This window comes from Paraburkholderia sediminicola (genome assembly GCF_046026855.1).
In the GTDB taxonomy this organism is placed as follows: domain Bacteria; phylum Pseudomonadota; class Gammaproteobacteria; order Burkholderiales; family Burkholderiaceae; genus Paraburkholderia; species Paraburkholderia sediminicola_A.
In genome coordinates, this window is record NZ_JAQQET010000021.1 from 31,887 (window position 1) to 51,469 (window position 19,583).

Consider the following 19,583-nt stretch of genomic DNA (forward strand, 5'->3'; position numbering starts at 1 on the left):
TCATGAATGTTTCAGGTGTCGCACCGCCCGCCACAGCAGCGCTCGCAAGCGCTGCGCAGACGGCTCAGACTGGCGCGCAGAACAAGCCCCAGGATGGGGCGCAGATCCGCCAGTTCGACGGCCTGATGCAGCCGTCCGATACGCATGCAGCCAATGCGTCGGCGGCAGCCGGCCAGCCCGCCGCGCCGGGCACGCCCAACGCCCCCACTCAGGCGGCGCAGACCGTGGCCCTCCAGTCGCCCACCACGGCAGTGCAGATGACGCCGCAGACGGCGCCCTCGTCGCTCGTCGAGCGTTTGCGCGATTTCACAACCGATCTCGACACGCGCTATTCGAAGCTGCAAAACCATCAGGTTCAGATGCTCACGTCGATGACGCAGAACGCCAACGATCCGATGATGGCGATGGCCCAGGCGATGGACTTCCAGTGGAGCGCGACGACCACGATCTCCGAATATCAGTTGAGCCTCGCGGTCGCCCAGGCAACCAACGGCTTGACCCACTCGATTCTGAAGAACCAGGAATGATGGCGCACCGTTTCACTAAGGGTTTCGGACGGCTCGCACATTGCGCGCGTGAGCACACTTCGCGCGCGCCATTCCGTCGTTGCGTGGCGCGCGTGGTGCTCGCCGGCGCGCTCGTGCTGCTGGCGGGCTGCCAGAAAGAGTTGTACTCGAGTCTGTCCGAAGCCGAAGCCAACCAGATGATCGACGTCCTGGGCGACGCCGGCATTTCGGCGTCGAAAGACAACGACGCGCGCGACGGATCCGACCAGCAGTCGTGGCAGGTCGAAGTGTCCGAGAACGACCTCCATGCCGCCTTGTCCGTGCTGCGCACCAACGGCCTGCCGAAGCCGCATTTCGCGAGCATCGGTGAACTGTTCCAGAAGCAGGGGCTGGTCTCCACGCCCGCCGAAGAGCGCATGCGCTATCTGTACGGCGTGTCGCAGGATCTGTCACGCACGCTGCAGGACATCCAGGGTGTCGTCATCGCCCGCGTGCAGGTGGTGATTCCGGAAAACGATCCGCTCGCCGACAAGATCAAACCGTCTTCGGCCGCGGTGTATATCCGCTACAAACCGGGTGTCGATCTGCGCGCGATGGCGCCGATGGTGAAGGACCTCGTCGCGCACAGCATCGAAGGATTGCAGTACGACAACGTATCGCTGTTTTTGCAGCCCGCGGCGGAACAGGCCCCGCCCGTCAACGGCATTAGCAGCGCCGTGAACGACATCGTGCGCCTGCGCTCGCCGCTCGGCTGGCTGGTCGGTGCGCTGATCCTGTTGACGCTCGCGGTGATCGCGCTGTCGGCCGCGCGGCGCGGTATGTTCGGCGGCCGTCTTGCCGGGCTGCTCGGCAGCGGCCGCGGCGGCGAAGCGGGTACGCGCAGCATGCGCGCGAGCGGCGCGCGGGACAGTGCCTAGCCCCCGCCGACGCCGTATGCGTGCCGCGCGTCGCGCCCCGCCCTTGTCGCTCTTGTGGCCGGCAACGCCATGGAGCGCTGCATGAGCACACCGTGGCTGCACGCACTCGACACGCCCGCGCCGCCGCGGCGCGTGCCGTTCTACCGGATGGTGTGCGAGTTCAACCTGCGCCCTGACCTGTACCTGCACGTCACACGCGTGCCGCCGGAGTGGCCCGCCGCCTACCGGCAACTGTCGCGCTTCGGCGATGCGGGCCGGCGCCTGATCGCGCGTCATCTGCTCGACGCGCAGGCCGTCGCGCGGCTCACCGACTTCGACGCCGCGACCCCGCTCGCACGGCTTGCACTATTGCCGGGCGCCGCGCTCGAACAGCTCGCGACGTACGCAGGTTTGCTGCTGCACCGGCACTGGCTGCGCGACGCGTTGCAGGTGCGCCGGGTGCGCGCCGAAATCGTCGCGAAAGTCGGCGCGGATGCGTTGGCGCTGACACTCGAACGCGCGCCCGAATTCGCCACGCTGGGCGACACGCTCGAGCCGTGGGCCGCCGATCCCGCCGTCCTGCCGGCATTGATTCGCGCGCGCGGCGGACGTCTGGTCGCCGACTTCATCGCGGCGGCCGGCGTGCCGGTCGAGCGCCGCGTGCGCCTGAAATTCAATCGCGCGATCGACGACGAAACGCCCTATCTGCTCAATCACGCACAGCGCGACCAGTTCGGCGAGCTGCTGTTTCTGTTTCTGATTCCCGAGAGGTTAGCGACATGGGATTGGCTTTTCTGATTACCAGCGACAACCTGCAATTGCTGTCTGAACGCAAGGTGCTCAAGGAACGCGAATACGCGGCACTGCTCGATGCATCGGCGGTAATCGCAACCGCGCGCGAGGAAGCCGAGCGGATTGTCGCCGCCGCGCAGCGCGAGTTCGAAGCACGCCAGGCGGCCGGCTATGAAGAAGGTCTGCGCCGCGCGCAAAAGGAATACGCGGCGCAGACCTATAGCCAGGCGTTGTCCGCGGCGAAAACCATGGAGTCGATGAAAGATTCGATGGCGGAAATCGTTGTCAAGGCCGTGCGCGCGATCGTCGGCGAAATGAAACCGCAGCAGCTTTACGAAGCCGCGCTCACCCGCATCATGCCGCTCGTGCGCGACGAAGCCTTTCTGATCGTGCATGTCGCGCCGGGCCGCAGCGACGAGATGAAGGAGGCGCTTGCCGGGGCATTCGCCGGACAGGCACTGTCGCAGAAGATCCGCGTCGTCGAAGACGCGCAGCTCGCAACCCGGGCCTGCATGGTCGAAACACCGTCCGGGCGTATCGACGCGAGCCTCGATCTGCAAATCGACGCGCTGCGCCAGGCGATCCGCCGCGAACCGCTCAAAGGCGCCGCGCGATGAACACCTATAGCGGCGGCGCCGCGCACCCCGAGGACGACGACGACGCGCTATCGCTCGACAGTGGCAGACTGGTCGGCGATCTGGATGCAGGACTCGCGTTTTTCTCGCCGGTGTCGGTGCAAGGACGCGTGAATCATGCGGTCGGGCAGATTCTGAACGCCACCGGCATCCGCGCGCGGCTCGGCGAAATCTGCGAATTGCGCACGCCCAATCAACCGACGCTGCTCGCCGAGGTGGTCGGCTTTTCACGGCAGACCACGCTGCTCACGCCGCTGGGCGAGGTCGCCGGTCTGTCGCCGGAAACCACCGTCGTGCCGTCCGGGCGCGAACATATGTTTCCGGTCGGCGCGGCGCTGTTCGGCCGCGTGCTCGACGGCCTCGGCCAGCCGCTCGACGACCGCGGCCCGGTGACCGGTGCGGCATGGGTATCGACCCAGCAGTCGCCGCCCAATCCGCTGGCGCGCCGGATGATCGACACGCCGTTCGCAACCGGCGTGCGGGTGATCGACGGCCTGATGACACTCGGCGAAGGACAGCGCGTGGGTATCTTCGCGCCCTCGGGCGTCGGCAAGAGTACGCTGCTTGGCATGATCGCGCGCGGCGCGAAGGCCGACGTCAACGTGATTGCGCTCGTCGGCGAACGCGGCCGCGAGGTGCGCGAGTTCATCGAACATGCGTTGTCGCCCGAGGTGCGCGCGCGTTCGATCCTCGTCGTCTCGACCTCGGACCGGCCGGCGATGGAACGCGTCAAGTCTGCGCTCGTCGCCACCGCGATCGCCGAGCATTTTCGTGATGCGGGCAAGCGCGTACTGCTGCTTGTGGATTCGCTGACGCGCTTTGCGCGCGCGCAGCGCGAGGTCGGCCTCGCGAGCGGCGAGCCGCCCACGCGGCGCAGCTTTCCGCCGTCGACCTTCGCGGTGTTGCCGCGTTTGCTCGAACGCGCGGGACAAGGCGCCACGGGCTCCATCACCGCGCTTTACACCGTGCTGGTGGAAGGCGATGAAGAGTCGGACCCGATCGCCGAAGAAGTGCGCTCGATTCTCGACGGCCATATCGTGCTGTCACGCAAGATCGCGCTCGCCAACCGTTATCCTGCGATCGACGTGCTCGCGAGCCTGTCGCGCGTGATGCCGCTCGTGACCACCGCGGCGCATCAGCGTGCCGCGGGGCGGCTGCGCGAACTGCTCGCGAAGTATCAGGAGATCGAACTGCTGGTGCAGATCGGCGAATACCGTGAGGGCAGCGACCGGCTCGGCGACCTCGCGCTGCGCGCCCGCGATGCGTTGAGCGCCTTCTGCGCGCAGCCCGCCACCGAGAACGCCCCGTTCGATGCGCTGCTCGCGCGTCTCACGCGCCTCGCCAACGATCATGTCTGAAGCCGACGATGCTGCCGTGCTCGCCACCCTCGCCCGTCTGCGGCGGGTACGCGAGATGCGCTCGCAACTGGCGCGCGTCGCGGCCGCGCGTCAGCAAGGCATCGCCGCGCAAAGCCGGCGTGCACTCGACGACGCGCAACAGCGCCTGAACCAGCAGATGGCGCTCAAGGCGGCGATCCAGCAGCGCCTCGTGGACGGTGCGGCCGGGCACATTCCTGCCGGCTCGGCCCGCGCCCTGCAGGAAGCGGCCGCCGACACGCGCACCGCGAATCTGCAGATCGGCACCGCCACGCAATCGGTCGAACAGGCCAACACGACCCACGACGGCCACGAAGCCGAACTCGCGCAACTGCAACGTGCTGCAAGGCGCGCAAAAGCCGCTGAAGACAAGCTCGAGAAAGCCGGTGAAAAAGCGCAACGCACGCTCGCCGCGCGCATCGAACGCGCCGCCGAAGAGGTCGCGGACAGTCACGCAATCCGCGGTTTTTCATCTGCGGCGCCTTTCGCGAGCGCCGCGGATCATGCAACGGCTGCACAGGCTGCCAGGCCTGTCGCCGAAGAAGAAGTCCCGCCACAATCCGACGCTCCGCCCTTCCCCCACCCCAACACCCGATGCTAGATCAGGCGCAGAATTTCACCGACATCGCCGCGAACGCGAGGCCGATCCTCTTCGTGATGCCGCGCCTCCTGCCAATCATGCTGATCGTGCCGGTCTTCAACGAGCAGATCGTGACGGGCCTCGTGCGCAACGGTCTCGCGGTTGTGATCGCCGCGTTCGTCGCGCCGGTTATCGACCCCGCGCAGATCGTCGATCTACCATTCCTGATCTGGTGCCTGCTCGCCGCGAAAGAGGCGCTGATCGGCATCCTGCTGGCCGGCGCGATGAGCGCGGTGCTGTTCGCGATCCAGGGCGTAGGCTATCTGATCGACTTCCAGACCGGCAGCGGCAATGCGGCCTTCTTCGATCCGATGGGCGGCCACGACGGCGGCCCGACCTCGGGCTTCCTGAACTACGTCGCGATTACGCTATTCGTCACGGCGGGCGGCCTGCAGATGATCGTGCAACTGTTCGCGCAGTCCTACACATGGTGGCCGATCGGCGCGCTGACGCCGAACCTGTCCGCGGTGCTCTCCACCTTCATCCTGCGCCAGACCGATGCGGTATTCGTGTGGATGGTCAAGCTCGCCGCACCCGTCGTGATCGTGCTCGTGCTGGTCGAAGCGGGCATCGGGCTGATCGGCCGCGCGGTGCCGCAACTGAATATCTTCACGTTCTCGCAGCCCGTGAAGAGCGCGCTCGCGATGCTGATGATGGTGATGTTCATGCCGCTCGTGTATGCGTCGCTGCACGCGCAGTTGAGCCCCGACAGCGGCATGATCGCGCTGCTGCGGAGTTTGCTGCAAAGCGCGCCGTGAAGCCACTTCCGTCAGGACAGACACAAAAGACGCACACACCATGGCCGAAAAGAGTCAGCAACCCACCGCCAAACGGCTGCGCGAAGCGCGCGAAAAGGGCGACGTACCAAAAAGCGCGGAGACGATTTCGACCGCGGTGTTTGTCGGCGTCTGTATTGCGGTGACGGCGGGCGGTGCGCAAATTTTCGCGTACGTGCAAGCGCTGTTCCGGCTCGTGTTCGAGGCGAGCGGCGCTGCCGATCCCGGCGCGCGTATCGCGGTGCTGCTCGACGGCGCCGCGCATGCGTGGCTGCAGGCGTCGCTCGTCTTTGTCGGCGTCGGCTTTGCCGCCGGCGTGCTCGCGGGTTTCGTGCAGGTCGGCGGCGTGATGGCATGGAGCCGGCTCGTGCCGTCGCTCGGACGCATCAATCCGGCTGAAGGGTTGAAGAACCTATGGTCGCTGCGCAACCTCGTCAATCTCGCGAAGATGCTGCTGAAGACCACGCTGCTGATCGCCGTGCTCGGCTCACTGATCTACGCGTCGCTCGATCCCTCGGTGCAGTCCGGCTTCACGCGGCCGCTGTCGATTCTCGCGCTGCTCGCGCATCTGCTGGTCATGCTGTTCGGCTGGGCCGCGCTCATCTTTATCGTGATGGCGTTGATCGATATCGTGCATCAGCGTTTCGAGTTCAGTCAGAAGATGAAGATGTCGATCGAGGACGTGCGGCGCGAACGCAAGGAAGACGAAGGCGACCCGCATATCCAGTCGCGGCGCCGCATGATCGCGATGGAAATGCAGCTCGCGTCGCTGAATGACAAGATCGGCTACGCCTCGGTGGTGGTGTATTCGTCGCGCGTGGCGGTGGCGCTCTATTATGGAGGACTCGGCACGCTGCCTTGGGTACTCGCGCGCGGCGAGGGCGAAGTTGCCGAGCGAATCGTCAAGCTGGCGCAGACTGAACTGAGGCCGACACTCGCAAACGTCGGGCTCGCTGAAGCGTTGTACGAAACGACGCGTGAGAACGGCACGATCGAAGCGCACCATTTCGAAGAAGTGGCGCGGCTGCTGAAGTGGGCGAAAGGCACCGGCTAGCAATGGGCCAGGAGCCGGCCCGACAAACGGGCGATGATCGCCCTGCCCGCTGCTCGCTGCTCACCGTTCACCGCTGGCTTCTGGCTTCTGGCTTCTGGCTTCTGGCTTCTGGCTTCTGGCTTCTGGCTCCTAGCCGACAATAATCAACTGCCCCGGATCGATCGACGCCGGATGTTTCGCCACCGACGGATTGAGCTGCAGAACCTCATCGAATGCCATTGCGTCCTGCCGGTTGCGCGACATCTTCTGCTGGTCAGCCGCCGGAACATGCGCGGCGTCCAGCAGCGAACGCCGGTTGCGATCGGCAATCACCCACAACGAATCACCCTCGACAACGAAGTACTGCTTCGGCTGATTCGACGGCGGAGTCGCGGACGGGGTGCCGGTCGGCGCCGGTTGCGTGGACGACGTCGAACCAGGCGCGGGCGCCGACTTCGATGACGACGGCGATGGCGACGTCGAAGTCACACCAGCCCCCGGAGTCGGACTGACCGACGGCGCCGTGGGCACGCCCGACGGCAGCAAACCTGGCGCCGGGCTGGCGGACGCCCCCGGCTGCTGCAGATGCTGCGTATTGCCTGGATTCTTCGTGTTCTGACTCGACCCGCCGGACAGGAAGCTCTGAATCAGCGTGCCCGCAAAAATACCCACCGGCGCGAGTGCCAGCACAGTCGGGAAACGCTCCATGCCCGGCGTCGCGTTAGGGAACTGGGTGTGCAGCCGCCCCGCGCCGAGAATCGTCGCGGAGGTGATCGCGAGGCCGCCCAGTACCGGATGCCCTTCGCCGATCTGCACGATGGCGCTCGCAAAACCGGCCGCCGAGGTCACGTAGTCGCTGGCCGCATCGACAAAACGGGTCACGCGGCTGCGTTTGTCGGCGTTCACCTCATGCGCGTTGCTGAGATAAACGAGACTCGTGTAAGTCATGCCGAGCGATGCCCCGAGCGTCGTCAACACCGGGGCGAGCACGCCGTGATGCGCAGTAATGGTCGCGATGTTGGTCGCAATCGTCGCCGAGTAGCCGACGATTGCGGCGCCACGCCCGATCAGGCCGACCGCATGACGCGGGCTGCCGTGATGCAGACGCTTCAGCGACGTGCCGCCCACCACGCCCTGCATCTGCGCGAGCATATCCGCCGCGACGGCTTTCGTGTGCGTGACCGTGTCGTCGAATGAAAGCTGGCCGTCGTTGTTCATCGCCCGCAGTTGCGCGGCTTTCAGCCGGCCTTCCTGCGCGATCAGCGACAACTGATTGACGCGCGCTTCGTCGAGACTGTTCGCGCCCAACTGCGAGCGCAAACCGCGTTCGAGCCGGCCGACCACCGCGTCGAACACGCGCGGGTCACCGTTTTTCAGACTGGCGACCGCGCCCTGATGCAATGCCTGAAACACCCGGCCCGCCCGCGTGCCGACGAACAGCGAGGTCGCCGTATGGTGCAGCCCCTCGCTGCCGAACGTATGCAACAGGTTGAGCGAATTGCCGCCGAGCACCAGTGCGGACGGCGTACCCACCGCGATCAGACCGCCCGAGCGGAGCCGGTTGCGCCAGCCGCGCGCGCGTGCGTGCACGCGCAGCGCATGCAGTTCGGCCTCGGCGCGCTGTTCCGGTGCAATCGGCTGCGGGCTGAGTTGCGCCGCGGCTTTGCGGCTTGCGCTGATCGGCTTGGAGCCATCGTTGCGTAATGCCGGATCGGCAACCACCGCGCGCCAATGCCCGGCCGGGTCCGCCGTGCCCGCCTTTTTCGCGGACAACGTCTTCACCTGCGGTGCGCTCACATGCGCGCCGATCTCATTCTTCCAGCGAATCGAGAACGCGCGCGCGAGTTTTTCGGTGCGGCCGCGCGGGGGGTTGCCACTGGCCGTCCAGCCCTTCTCGGCAGAGTCGATCGTCGCGAGGCGAGCGCGGTTCAACAACGCGGTTGTGTTGCCCTCGTAAAGCTGCCGATGCAGCGTGTCCAGTTGCTCCGGCGTCATGCCCTGAGCACGGCCGAGCCGTTCGACTTCGGTGAACAGCAACTGATGCTGGTCCGCAAGCGCCTGCGGACTGACGCGTTCGAACACGCGCGTGAGCGCATCGGCGCCATGCAGCCGCGCGAGCTTACCGGGCTCGCCGTGGTAGTCGACGATCAACTGCGCAAGCGCCGTAGTGAGGTCCTGGTTCGCGATAAAGTCGGCACCGTGCGTGCCGTACGACAAACCCATGTGAACCCATTCCAGGCTCGGCCGATCGAGCACGGCCTTCAGCAACTCCACATGACCCGCGCCCGGCACGGATTCGGGCACCGAGTCCCAGCCGTGGAACGTGACCATCACCGTCGGCGCGCGGCTCTTCGGATTGTCTTTCGCCCACTTGTCGAGCGCGCTGAAGGTCCGCACGAAGTCGTGGTACGTGTCGTTGGTGCCCGCCTGGAAGCGCTGGTCTTTGCCCGACACGAGCGCGCGCGACGGCGCGGTCTCAAGACGGATCGCAAAGCCCGCTTCCGCCGCCTCGTCGAGCCAGCGATGCAGATGATGCAGATCGTCGAGCGCGAGCGCCTCGCCGCCGGACCCCGCGGCCGGCTCGATCACGCCGTTTTCGCCGTCGAAGCTCGCGCTCGCCTGATCGCCGAGCGCTCGCACTTCTCGCAGGAAGGCCGGGTCGTGCGACTGTCCGAGCGCGGCCGCGAGCGAATGCGGATCGACCACGAGCGAAACCATCGGCATCACGCCGCCATACCGCCTGATCTGCGCGGTCATCAAGGCGGGATCGTCGCGCAACGCAAAAGCGCGCGACATCGGCGCGATGCGGTCCTGAATGGCCGGGTCCGAACGCACGAACATCTGGATCATGCGCAGGTCCGCCACGTTGGCGACGCCAAAGCGGCGCGCCAGGGTCTTGATCGGTATCGGCGCAAAACGCGACGGCGTGGTCGGGACGTCACGCGCGACGTAATGCCTGTTGCCGAGCGACTTCCACATCGTCGGGTCGGCCATCACCGTCTGCCGCCCAGCGGCGTTCAGTTGGAGCTGCTGGTCGGCCGGCCCGCGGCTGCGCGCGTTGAACGCCTTGATGCGGCCGAGTTCGGGGAACCAGCGTTCCAGTTTCGCCGCGCCATAGCGCAGATTCGATTCCACCACCGTGGTGGTCGACAGACCCGGCTGATACGGCTCGATCTGCAGCGACGCCGCTGCGGCGGCACGCGCCGTACGCTTTTTACCGCCGTTACCGCTTTTGTTCCCCGCCTGCAATTTCTGGGTGAGCGTATTGATTTCACCCTTGACGCCGTCATAGGTCGCCTTGATGCGGGTGGCCAGCGCCTCGAACTCCGGCGAATTCTTGCCGAGTATGTCCGCCTGCTTCCATTGTTTCTTCAGCACCCGCGCCCGTTCGTTCAATGTGGCAAGCCGCGTCGGCGCCGTATGCGCCAGAAACTCATCGGGCTTCAGACGCGTCAACAGAAAGTGCACGTTGGCGCCATACTGACCCCGGCCCACCGGCATTTCGTCGAGACTGACACCCGGCTCGTTGACATTGCTGGCTTGTTCCCGGTTGTCGAACCAGCGCAGTTCGCTGTCGCGTGTGGCGATGATTCCACGCGGTGTCCCGAGCGTTTCGGCAATCGGGCCTTCCGTGTCATACACGTAGATATAGTGCTCCGCTCCGATGCTTTTCTGGTCGATGGCGCGCAGCAGATGCAGTGCGTTATGGCCGCTGAAGTCGATCACGCTCATCGGCTTTTCCGGCGACGGCAGCAGATTCAACTCGACCAGCGGATTGCTCTCGCCAGCCGGTTGCGTGGGCTGCGCGAGCGCCTGCTGCCGACGCAGCAGGGTCACGGCCTTACGCGCCGCCGTGGAGACCCGCGACGCGCCGTTGCGCGCCCCTTCTCTGCCTTGCGCGAGCCTCAACTGCCCGACGTCGCCCGCCTTACGGCGCGGCTTCTTTTCCGGCTCGGCCGAATTCTTCTTCTCGGCCGGCTCGAAGCCGCCGACCCGCGCGACCGCCGCCGGCTCGCGATCGCTGACGATAAAGCTCACACCGCGCCGGCCCGCGCGGCCCACCGGAATGCGGCCCGCCCGGCGCCGGAACGCCGCGCCCAGTTCGTGTTCGGGGATCACAGTGTCGGCAACCGGCGTCGTCTCGTGATAGATCCATTGGTGAAGCGCATTGCGCTCGGCATAGCCGAGCACCTTGCCGGTTTTATTCTCGACTGCGTAAACCTTCTGTTGCGCATCGACTGCCTGTGCGGCGAGCTTGGGACGCTTGAAGCGGGGCGCGTCGGCCAACGCGGCAACGTCCTGTGTCAGTTGCGAATCGATCGGCTTGCCGGATGCGGCCACCTGCCAGGACTGCTTGTCGTTCGACGCCTCGATCTTTGCCGCGCCGCCAAAGCGCGCAAGTTCGTCCGCGGCGACCGGCGATACGTAAAAATCGTACTTCGCGCGTTCGGCAGCAGCATTGGGAGCGGACTGGTTCAGCGCTTTCGTCAGTGCGCGTGGCACGTTTTTGCGCTCCAATGGCTGCGGCTTCGTGAGCTTGCCATGCTCGTCAGTTGCAAGCCCGGCCACGAACTGCGGTTGCGGATGCTCCGCGTCCGCAACTGGCCTCGCTCCTTGCTTCGCGACCAGAATGTGCGCGCCGCGCCCCGCTTGTCGGGCCAGGTCCTCGAGTTGCGGCACGTGCGCGCCGTCGATCCGGCGCAGCGTCCGCAGGTCGTGTTCGTCGAGCCATGCCGCCGCGCGCGCTTCGTCGGGTGTCAGTGCGGGCGGCTGGGCAGCGGTAGCCGTAGCCGGCGTGTTCGGCGTGCCGGCATTCGGATTAGGTGCAGGCATCGCGTGCGGCGCGGCGCCGTTGGCCACTTCGGAGGCCTGCTGCTCATAGAAGGCCCGATAGCTCGGATGCCCAGGCAACGACGTGCGCACGTTGCCGAACACATTCGCAAGCCGTTCCACGGACGCGGGATCGTCTGCACGGGCACGGCCGTATTCGCGTTCGATCGCATCGGGTAGCTTGATCTGTGTACCGATATCGACGCGCCCATCGGTTGCGGCCTTGATCTCGTCGCGCACAGCGAAAGCGTTCAACTGTGCGCGTGCTTCCGCGCGCAGCGCGCTCTGCGCGAAGGCTGGTGTACTGCTGTAGTCGAGTGCGAGCTTGCCTTCAATGGCCTCGACCGCATGGCCCGCTTCGTGCGCGAGCACATAAACCATCGCGCCGGCCTGCTGGAATTTGCCGTCGGTGACGATACGCCGGTTATGCGCGTCGACCTTGCTGCCCTCGCCCGCGCGTCCGCGCACGACTTTCCAGCCGTCCTGTTTCCAGAGCCGCATCTGTTGCGTGAGCAGTTCTGAATGGCCGATCAGATCGAGCGCCGCGCGCGGCAGCGGTGCGCCGCCAAAGCGCATGCGAATCCGCGTAATAAGCGAGGGCTTTTGCGAGAACGCACCGGGCTGCGCGATCTCTTCGGCGTCGGGGTGCGCGAGTTCGATTTCGCCGCTATCGACGCCCGCCTGCACACTCTGCTGCACAGCGTCGATGTCGTCGAGCGTACTCAGATTGCGCAGCCGGTCGTTAAAGCCAACCTCGCCCGGGTCGCTGACCAGCACGTCGCCGTCGCGCGTGATCATCGCCTGGAAGTCGATATCGATCTCGTGCCGCGCGACCACGTCGCGAATCTGCTGCAGATGGGCGAGCCCCTGGCGCGAGATACGCGCCGGCAGTTCGCCGTCTTCGATTGCATGGGTATGCATGATGCCGAGCGGCCGGTACAGCACCGCGACGCGATTGAATGCCGAAAACGGACCGCTCATCGACAGGGTGCGCAAACCGAAACGGCGCAGCACCGCGAGCGCGTTCAACTCGGCCTCGGCCGCCTGACGATGGAAGTCGGCATCGTAGCGCGGGCCGCGTTCGAGGACGCCGAGCGCCGCATCATGGCCAAGTTCGAACACCATCTTCTCGGCACCGTAACCGAGCACAGCGCCGGCATGCTGTTCTGCATCGAGCCGCTGCGCCGGATCCCCGTCACGGTAGACACCGCGCCCGTCGGCGGCGAGCTCGCCCAGGTTCGGCGCGCCGAACGGCGCCGGGTCATAGCGGGTTAGCGCGCTGGCGTCGAGCAGCGTACCGTCGGCGGCGATCGCTTCGGCCGGCGGCACGTAGATCGGCTGTTGCCACAGATTCGCGAGTTCCGCCGCATGCTGCGGACTCGCGTGGCGAGCGGCGAGAATCACGCGCACGTCGTCGCCGGCAAACGTGCGGCCGAGATCGAGTGTGAAGCCGCGCGCGTCGACAGGTACGCCGTCGAGCAACAACGTACCGTCCGGCGCGGTTTCCGCATGCACGACGATCAGATCGCGATCTTCGTTCTTCGAAGCGCGGCCCGATGGCTCCCGTTGCAGCGTGCTCAGGTCCGGCACGTCTGCACCGAACGGCGACGCATGATAGGCACGGGCACGTGTCCACTCGATGCGCTCGGGGAATGAGGCGGTGTGGCCGCTTGTGTCGGCTGTGTCGCCCGCGTTGGCGATATCGCTGGTGTCGCTGACGTTGCCGGGATCGCTGGTGCGGGCCTGCGCCGTGGCCGCGGGCGTAACAGGTGCGGCCGGCCTCCCGGCGTCATCCGGCGTGCCGACGCGTGCGAGTCGCGCTTTCGCCAGCTCGATGTAATCGTCGATCATCTGCAGGCTGGTCGCACGAGGCTGCGCGCCCTCAGTGACCGATTCGAAGTCCGCCAGATAAAACGTCCCGTCGCGGCTGATCAGAAACTGCAAATCGCCGATCGCGACATTGCGCTCGACCATCCAGTCGCGCGTCGCGCTAAGGCTTTCGATCGACTTCGCATTAAAGAGGCTCGTGTCGTACACGGGTGTGCTCGGCGCACGCTCCCCATGCATCTCGGTCTCCCGTGTCAGCGGCCGGTCGGCGGCACGATATGAATCCATCACCAGCGCATCGTGCCCGTGGATACGCGCGACGCCGTCGATCCGTGCCACATACGGCGCGCCCAGCGCCTGGAGCTGCTGTGTCTTCGCGATCATGTCGTGCGGATCGTCGACCACTTCGGGCTCGTCGATATCGTCTTCGAGCCGCTCGATCGGGTCGAGCTCGCGATACACGACCACCGTCTTGTCGCCGAGCTGCAGCGCGGTCTTGTACGCGCCGATGCCGCGCAACTGCCCGAGATGCGCTTCGGGGTCGATCTGATTACGCGTGCCATCCGTACCGGTCACATGAAACGTGCCGCTTTGCGCATCGAACTCGACAGGCCCGTCGAGGCCCGAGCGGATCGGCCCGGGCGTCAACATTTCCCACTCGGTCGGCGCATCGATGCGCGGCGCGAACACGTGCACGCCGGTGATATCGGCGAGCTGCTGGGCACGCGCGCGCGTCACGTCACTCGGGCGCGAGAACGGCAACGCGATGGGGTCGCCGCCGCCCTCGAGGCGGCTGGAGAAGAAGCGGTCGTCGAGCACAAGCCGGTGCGGTTCGGTGTTCAGCAATTCCTCGGCAAAACTCAGGCGCGTGGCGCTCTCGAACGGCGAGCGCGCGAGCGCCCGGTCAAGACCCGCGTCAAGCGCACGGCCGTATGCTTCCAAGCCTTCGCGCGTCGTCGGCAATGGCTCAGGCACGTTGGGGCCTGCGCCGGGCTCGTGAGACTGCGGCGCGGGCATATGCCGCGCGGCGCGCGTCGGGAAGCCTGCCGGGTCTGGACGCGCGCGGTCATACGCTTCGTTGTAGAACTGCGCATACGTCTTGCCGGACGTGCCCGAGACGGGCGCTTCGGCGAACGCTTGCGTCAGACGCTCGACCGTGCCCGCGTAGTCGTCGGTCGGCGCCCATGCATCCGCCTCGCGCTGGATCGCGTCGGGCAGGCGCACGTGCGCGGCGATATCGCCGCCGCCCGCCATGTCGATTTCGTAGCGCGCTTCAAATGCGTTGATCTGCGCGCGCGCTTCGGCTTCGAGCGCTTTGCGCGTAAAGCGGCTGCGGCCGCTGTAATCGAGGCCGCTATTGCCATCGATTGCCTCGACCGCATGTTTTGCTTCGTGCGCGAGCGCATAGGTCATGCTGCCCGGCTCACGCAAGCCGCCATCGAGTGTCACGCGTTTTTTCTTCGCGTCGATCCGGCTGCCGCGACCTTCCCGGCCGACCTTCACACGCCAGCCTTCGTCGTTCAGCATACGCAGTTGCTGCGACAGCGTGCCCGACTGCTGGGCGAGCGCGCTCACTTCATTGGGCAGCGGCGCGCCGCCGAAGCGCATCTGCAGACGCGCAAGCAGGCCGGCCTTGTTGCTGTCAGCGGCCGGTACGGTTTCTTCCATTTCCGGATGTGCGAATTCGATGCCGTCGGTGTCGGCCTTCTCTGTCTCGGTCGGTTTCTGGCTATCGCGGGCCTTGCCGGCAGCCTGGGTGTTGGCGTCTTCGTCACTCGTGCGGCTCGGGTCTTTCGGTACATACAGACCGTTGCGATAGGTTTGCGGCGCATCGGTCGCGCGCGGCGCCTGCGCATCGGTGTGCGCCTCCGAACCCGCGACGTACAGACCGCTCTCGCGCAGCGTGAGCCCCTGTGCATCGGCTGGTGCACGCGGCGCGGGATCGAAACGGATAAAACCACTGGCGCCGCGAATCGTGCCGTCGGCTGCGAGCGTGTTGCGTGGTGCGACGAAAACCGGCTCATTCCACGCGTTCGCGAGCTCCGGTGCAATCTTCGCTTCCTCGCTGCCTTCGATCAACACAATGGGCCTCGCGGCGGGCGTCGGGGACAAACGCGCCGCCGGTGCCGCTTCGCTTTCCGAGAGCGGTTGCCCGTCCGGGCCGAGCAAGGTGTTGCTGCCCTTGCTCGCATCGTTGCGCACGACGTACAGCGTGCTGCCGTCATAGTCGCGCGGCTCGATCAGCGGTGCGCGTGTCAGCGGCTGGCCGCCCGGCGCCCCCGTGTCGGTTTCGGGTGCAAACGGCGACGCCTCGGTGGCGTTGAGCGCGGTCCACGCGACGCGCTGCTGGAAGGTCGTCGGACGCGCTTCGTCCACACCGTTTCCGGTGAGCGGATCATTCGCACGCCGCCATACGATTGCGTTGGTTTCGCTGCTGCGGCGATTCGCGCTGTCCGTCAGATGCGCTTCCTCGTTGGCCTGCTGACTACGCTCGCGGACTTCCGTCGAGCTGCGCAGTCCCTCGCTCATCGACTGCGCGGCGCCGACGGTGCTCTCCGTCAAGCTCGTCTCTGCATTCTGCGTAGCCTGGCGCGTCAGCGGATCGGTGGTGTCACTGGCGAGCGGCGTGGTCGTGCGCGGTGCGGTGGGTTCGACCGGCTCGCTGCTGGACGGCGTACCGGCATTGCGACCGGCCAGTTGCGCCACTGTGGCGGCCACTTCCTCCGGTGTTTTCAGCTCGCTGGGACGGCTGAGAGACAGATTGTCCGACAGCTCTAGGCCACCGGATTCGCCAACGGTGACGTGCTCGCCCGTGTCGTACGAAGTCAGCTTCACCTGCCGCAGCGGACCGCTCTTCGTCGGATCGACGACCGAAATGCTGCCATCATCGCCGAGCACCGCCGATGCGCCCGTTTCCTTGCCGCGGCCCGTATAGCCGTCCGCATTGCCGCGATTGAGCACACGTACCGCCATGCCATCGTAAGTCAGCACCTTGTTGCCGACTTGCAGCGTACCGTCGCTGCCGACCTTCACGGTTTTACCGTCGAGCGTGGCAAGATTGCGATTGAGCGTCAGCGCGTCGGTGCTCGTATTGGCGAGGCGCTGCACACGCACGGACTGATCGCCGAGCGTCAGATTGGTCTGGCCGTCTTCGGTGCGCGCCGCAAAGTCCAAACGGCTGCGCACGATGCCGGTCGAGGTTGCCTTCAGTACGTCATGCCCTTTGACCAGCGCCACGTTCATCACGAGCGACGAGACATCCTGCGCGATATTGCCGTGGCCCGTCACGACGTCGTAGCTGAGCTGTCCGCCGGCCTCGACGGCGCCGCCGAATGCACTTGCCTTGGCGCCGAACTCCGCTGTCTTGTTGACGATGCTGGCCGCCTTGCCGGAGTCCGCGCCGAGTGTGGTCGCAGCCTTGGCGAATAGTTCGGTGCCGGTGAACTTCGTGACCGCTTTCGCGGCGCCCGCCGCGCCGACCGGAATCAGGTTGATATAGTCGGCGCGCGCGCCGGCGTCGAACGGGCTGATGGTGCGATCATGATCGACCCGGTTCGCGAGGTCGTAGCCGGAGTTCGCCACGGCCGCCGCCGACGCGCCATAGATCATGCTCGTGCCGATCACGTTCAGCGAGACGCCGAACGGCAGTCCGACGCCCGTCGCATCGAGCACGCCACCAGCCACGTCGAGCACGACCCCGCCGATCAGTGTGCCGAGATTCAGATTGCTCGCGCCGAGCGTGTGCAGCGTGCTTTCCCAGAAGCTGTCGTGATGCGCGGCACTCGACTTCACCTGCAGCACGCCGTTGTTGTAGCCGGTCGCAATATCCACCGTGCCGTCGGACGACAACTGGTTGTTGTTGATGTAATCGTCGATACTCGAATACTTCGCACCGCCGTCGTCGACATAGTGTGCGTCGCCGCCGTCCTTGTTCGTGACCTTGAACAGCGCGGTCGTCGTCATACCGCTGTCTTTCGACGCGTAGACGATAGGCAGGATGCTTACCTGAGCGTCGTTGCCGCCCACCTTGTGAATTTCGTTGTAGACGGTATTGATCGTCTTCAACGCGTCGCCGTCGTACTGCACGCCGTCCGCGCCTGGCTGCTGCGCGGTTTGCAGGCCGAGCGCCTTGCCGATCAGATTTTTCTGGTCAGTCGCGCTGGTCGCGCCGAAGTTATAAGCCTGACCCTTGTTGGTGCTCGCACTCGCGTTACCAAGCATCGATTGCGACAATTCGCTGCGATGCGATTCGTAAAACTGGTCGAGCGCCTTGGCGTAATCGGCCTTGTCCGAATCGGTCACCGGGTTCAGCAGATTGTCGCTGAGACCCGCATTGAACTGGTCGAACAGCACCTGGTCGTGCGCGCCGTCGGACATCAGTTGCAACTGGTTGACCTTGTTGTTCGCCGCGTCCAGTGCGGCGCGCGCATCAGACAACTGTTGGGTGTACGGATTGATCTGATACGGGCCCACCGATGTGAGCAGCAAGTGACCTGGTCCGCCATGCTGGGCGACATTGACGAACGGCCCGTCGGCCGCGCCGCCGTGCTGGCTATTCCAGGCGTCGTATTGCTGCTGGACCGTCTGCAAAGTGCTTTTCGCGCCGGTCTGATCGCTTTGTGCCGCATTCAGTGCGAGTTTCGTCGCCTGGTCGTTGACCGAATCGGACAGCCGCCCGTCTGCCGCATGTAGCGCCGACGCCACTGTTTTCAGGCCCTTGATTTCGAGCGGCGTCGGATCGTTGACCGCACACATCGTACGATGGTCGTACTGGTTCTGCAGGCCATTCGCGGCATCGTCGTATTGCGATGCGAGCGAGTTGCCGTAGGCGGCCACGAAGCTGTCGTGCGCGAGACCCGCCTGGGTCTTGTCAGCAGAAAGCTTCGTGTAGGCGTTGCCCAGGGTGACATCGACTTGCGGGTCGATGAGCTGCGCGTTCGGATTGGCCTTGTGCCACTGATTCGACGCGCTCAGCGCGTTGTTGTAGTCCGTCTGGTCCTGATCCACCTGACGGTTCGCGGACAGCATCTGCAGATAGCCGCCGCTCGTCTGCGCAGCCGTTTGCGCGCGGGTCAGCAGATTCTGCTGCTGGGCCACCGTCGTGGCCATGACCGTCGGGCCGAACTTGCCGGACACCGCGTCGAAGGTCTGCTGCACGTCCGCGACCTGCGAGGCGTCGCTCGCGGCGCTCAGGCAGGCGTTCGCGTAGTTGGCATCGGCGGCGGCGCTATTCAGGTTGGTCTGCGCCGTGCTGGCGTCGATGGCCGGCGGTGCGCTGACCTCGAGGCCGAGCGGCGCGAGCTTGTTGTTCAGGTTCGCGATGCTCGTTTTCATCGCGTCGCCATAGTCCGGGTCCGACGCATGCGACTGCAGTTGCGCATAGGCCAGATTCGAATTGGCAACGTCGGCACTGTAGTGGCTATTGGCTTTGGCGAGTGAAGCGTCGGCTTTTTGCCAGGCGTCGTAGGCCCCCAGTTGCTGCGGCGTTTTGCACGCGCTGGCAGGCGGTGGATTCTTCGGATCGAAGCCCGGCATCAGCTTCTGCAGCGCCGTAGTCGCATTGTCCGCAGCCGTCTGCGCGGGCGCGATCGCCCCCTTGTCGGAGTCGGCCTGCTGCGCATACGCGATCATGTAGCCGGCGTCGGTCGTCACCTCGAGTTCGCGCCCCGCTTTCGCGGTGGCCGTCTGGGCGTTGGTGTAGTCGGTCTGCGCGCTCTTGAGGTCCGCCGCGCTCGTCGTCGGGTCCGATTGCAGGTTCGTCAGCGTATTCAGCCTGGTCTGCTGATTCGTGACCGCGTTGTCGTATTGGGTTTGCGAGTCCTGGATCGCCGCTTGCGCGGCCTTCGTAGTCGGGTCGTCGACGGTGATGTCGGGCGGCGGCGGCTGATACTGGCCGGCGAGCGTCTGGATCAGCGTGTTCGCGGCGCTGATGTCCTCGTTGGTCGGCTTCGACGGGTCGGAGTTCGCGTCGACCTGCACCGTGATCTGCGGCGGCATGACCGGCGTTTGCGAGCCAGTCTGACCTTGTGTCTGCGGGGGTTGGGGCGTGGGTTTGCTGAGCGTCTCGTCGAGAAAACGCATCCAGTTGACGCCCATGCCGACGCCGTCGATTTCCAGCATGCAAATCTCCCTGCCATCCAGCCTGTGCGCAGGCGTTGGGCGTGCGCCGCCCAGCGCCGCACAGGGCACTGATGCGAGTGTACGAAGCCAGCGCACCCTGGACACGGCGGGATCTCGTAGGCCGGCGCACGGCCTGGCGGACTTGCGTGACG

The 19,583-nt window shown here is 65.8% G+C and carries 9 protein-coding genes; 8 read left to right on the top strand and 1 reads right to left on the bottom strand.

Annotated features, from left to right (window positions below):
- Positions 1-2: 2 nt before the first annotated feature.
- The 8 genes from PQR40_RS22865 to PQR40_RS22900 all read left to right on the top strand — a co-directional run bounded on the left by PQR40_RS22865 (position 3) and on the right by PQR40_RS22900 (position 6,675).
- Positions 3-527, top strand: coding sequence for a hypothetical protein (locus tag PQR40_RS22865; RefSeq protein ID WP_408509907.1), 525 nt, complete (start codon positions 3-5; stop codon positions 525-527).
- The gene (gene sctJ, locus PQR40_RS22870; protein ID WP_408509947.1) at positions 527-1,423 is read left to right on the top strand and encodes a type III secretion system inner membrane ring lipoprotein SctJ; all 897 of its coding nucleotides are present in this window, start codon (positions 527-529) and stop codon (positions 1,421-1,423) included. Before PQR40_RS22865 ends, sctJ begins: the two co-directional genes overlap by 1 nt.
- 81 nt (positions 1,424-1,504) lie before the next feature.
- On the top strand, positions 1,505-2,200 hold the full coding sequence (locus PQR40_RS22875) for a SctK family type III secretion system sorting platform protein (protein WP_408223463.1): 696 nt from the start codon (positions 1,505-1,507) through the stop codon (positions 2,198-2,200).
- Positions 2,182-2,811: a type III secretion system stator protein SctL gene (gene sctL, locus PQR40_RS22880; protein ID WP_408335875.1), complete on the top strand. Its 630-nt coding sequence runs from the start codon at positions 2,182-2,184 to the stop codon at positions 2,809-2,811. The genes PQR40_RS22875 and sctL overlap by 19 nt, the downstream gene beginning before the upstream one ends.
- Positions 2,808-4,187, top strand: a complete 1,380-nt coding sequence (sctN, locus tag PQR40_RS22885) for a type III secretion system ATPase SctN (protein ID WP_408335878.1) — start codon at positions 2,808-2,810, stop codon at positions 4,185-4,187. Before sctL ends, sctN begins: the two co-directional genes overlap by 4 nt.
- Positions 4,180-4,806 (top strand): hypothetical protein, encoded by a 627-nt coding sequence (locus PQR40_RS22890; RefSeq protein WP_408223469.1) that lies wholly within the window; start codon positions 4,180-4,182, stop codon positions 4,804-4,806. The genes sctN and PQR40_RS22890 overlap by 8 nt, the downstream gene beginning before the upstream one ends.
- On the top strand, positions 4,800-5,603 hold the full coding sequence (sctT, locus tag PQR40_RS22895) for a type III secretion system export apparatus subunit SctT (RefSeq protein WP_408223471.1): 804 nt from the start codon (positions 4,800-4,802) through the stop codon (positions 5,601-5,603). Before PQR40_RS22890 ends, sctT begins: the two co-directional genes overlap by 7 nt.
- A 40-nt stretch (positions 5,604-5,643) precedes the next feature.
- Positions 5,644-6,675: an EscU/YscU/HrcU family type III secretion system export apparatus switch protein gene (locus PQR40_RS22900; protein WP_408335881.1), complete on the top strand. Its 1,032-nt coding sequence runs from the start codon at positions 5,644-5,646 to the stop codon at positions 6,673-6,675.
- A 129-nt stretch (positions 6,676-6,804) separates the two neighbouring features.
- Here the strand turns inward: PQR40_RS22900 and PQR40_RS22905 are convergent, their stop codons facing one another.
- The gene (locus PQR40_RS22905) at positions 6,805-19,431 is read right to left on the bottom strand and encodes an LWXIA domain-containing protein (protein WP_408509908.1); all 12,627 of its coding nucleotides are present in this window, start codon (positions 19,429-19,431) and stop codon (positions 6,805-6,807) included.
- Positions 19,432-19,583: the final 152 nt, after the last annotated feature.

What these genes read in the sequence shown, in the direction of transcription:
- PQR40_RS22905 (WP_408509908.1), bottom strand. Translation starts at nt 19,431, where the DNA reads ATGCTGGAAATCGACGGCGTCGGCATGGGCGTCAACTGGATGCGTTTT.
- sctL (WP_408335875.1), top strand. Translation starts at nt 2,182, where the DNA reads ATGGGATTGGCTTTTCTGATTACCAGCGACAACCTGCAATTGCTGTCT.
- PQR40_RS22875 (WP_408223463.1), top strand. Translation starts at nt 1,505, where the DNA reads ATGAGCACACCGTGGCTGCACGCACTCGACACGCCCGCGCCGCCGCGG.
- PQR40_RS22865 (WP_408509907.1), top strand. Translation starts at nt 3, where the DNA reads ATGAATGTTTCAGGTGTCGCACCGCCCGCCACAGCAGCGCTCGCAAGC.
- sctT (WP_408223471.1), top strand. Translation starts at nt 4,800, where the DNA reads ATGCTAGATCAGGCGCAGAATTTCACCGACATCGCCGCGAACGCGAGG.
- sctJ (WP_408509947.1), top strand. Translation starts at nt 527, where the DNA reads ATGGCGCACCGTTTCACTAAGGGTTTCGGACGGCTCGCACATTGCGCG.
- PQR40_RS22890 (WP_408223469.1), top strand. Translation starts at nt 4,180, where the DNA reads ATGTCTGAAGCCGACGATGCTGCCGTGCTCGCCACCCTCGCCCGTCTG.
- sctN (WP_408335878.1), top strand. Translation starts at nt 2,808, where the DNA reads ATGAACACCTATAGCGGCGGCGCCGCGCACCCCGAGGACGACGACGAC.
- PQR40_RS22900 (WP_408335881.1), top strand. Translation starts at nt 5,644, where the DNA reads ATGGCCGAAAAGAGTCAGCAACCCACCGCCAAACGGCTGCGCGAAGCG.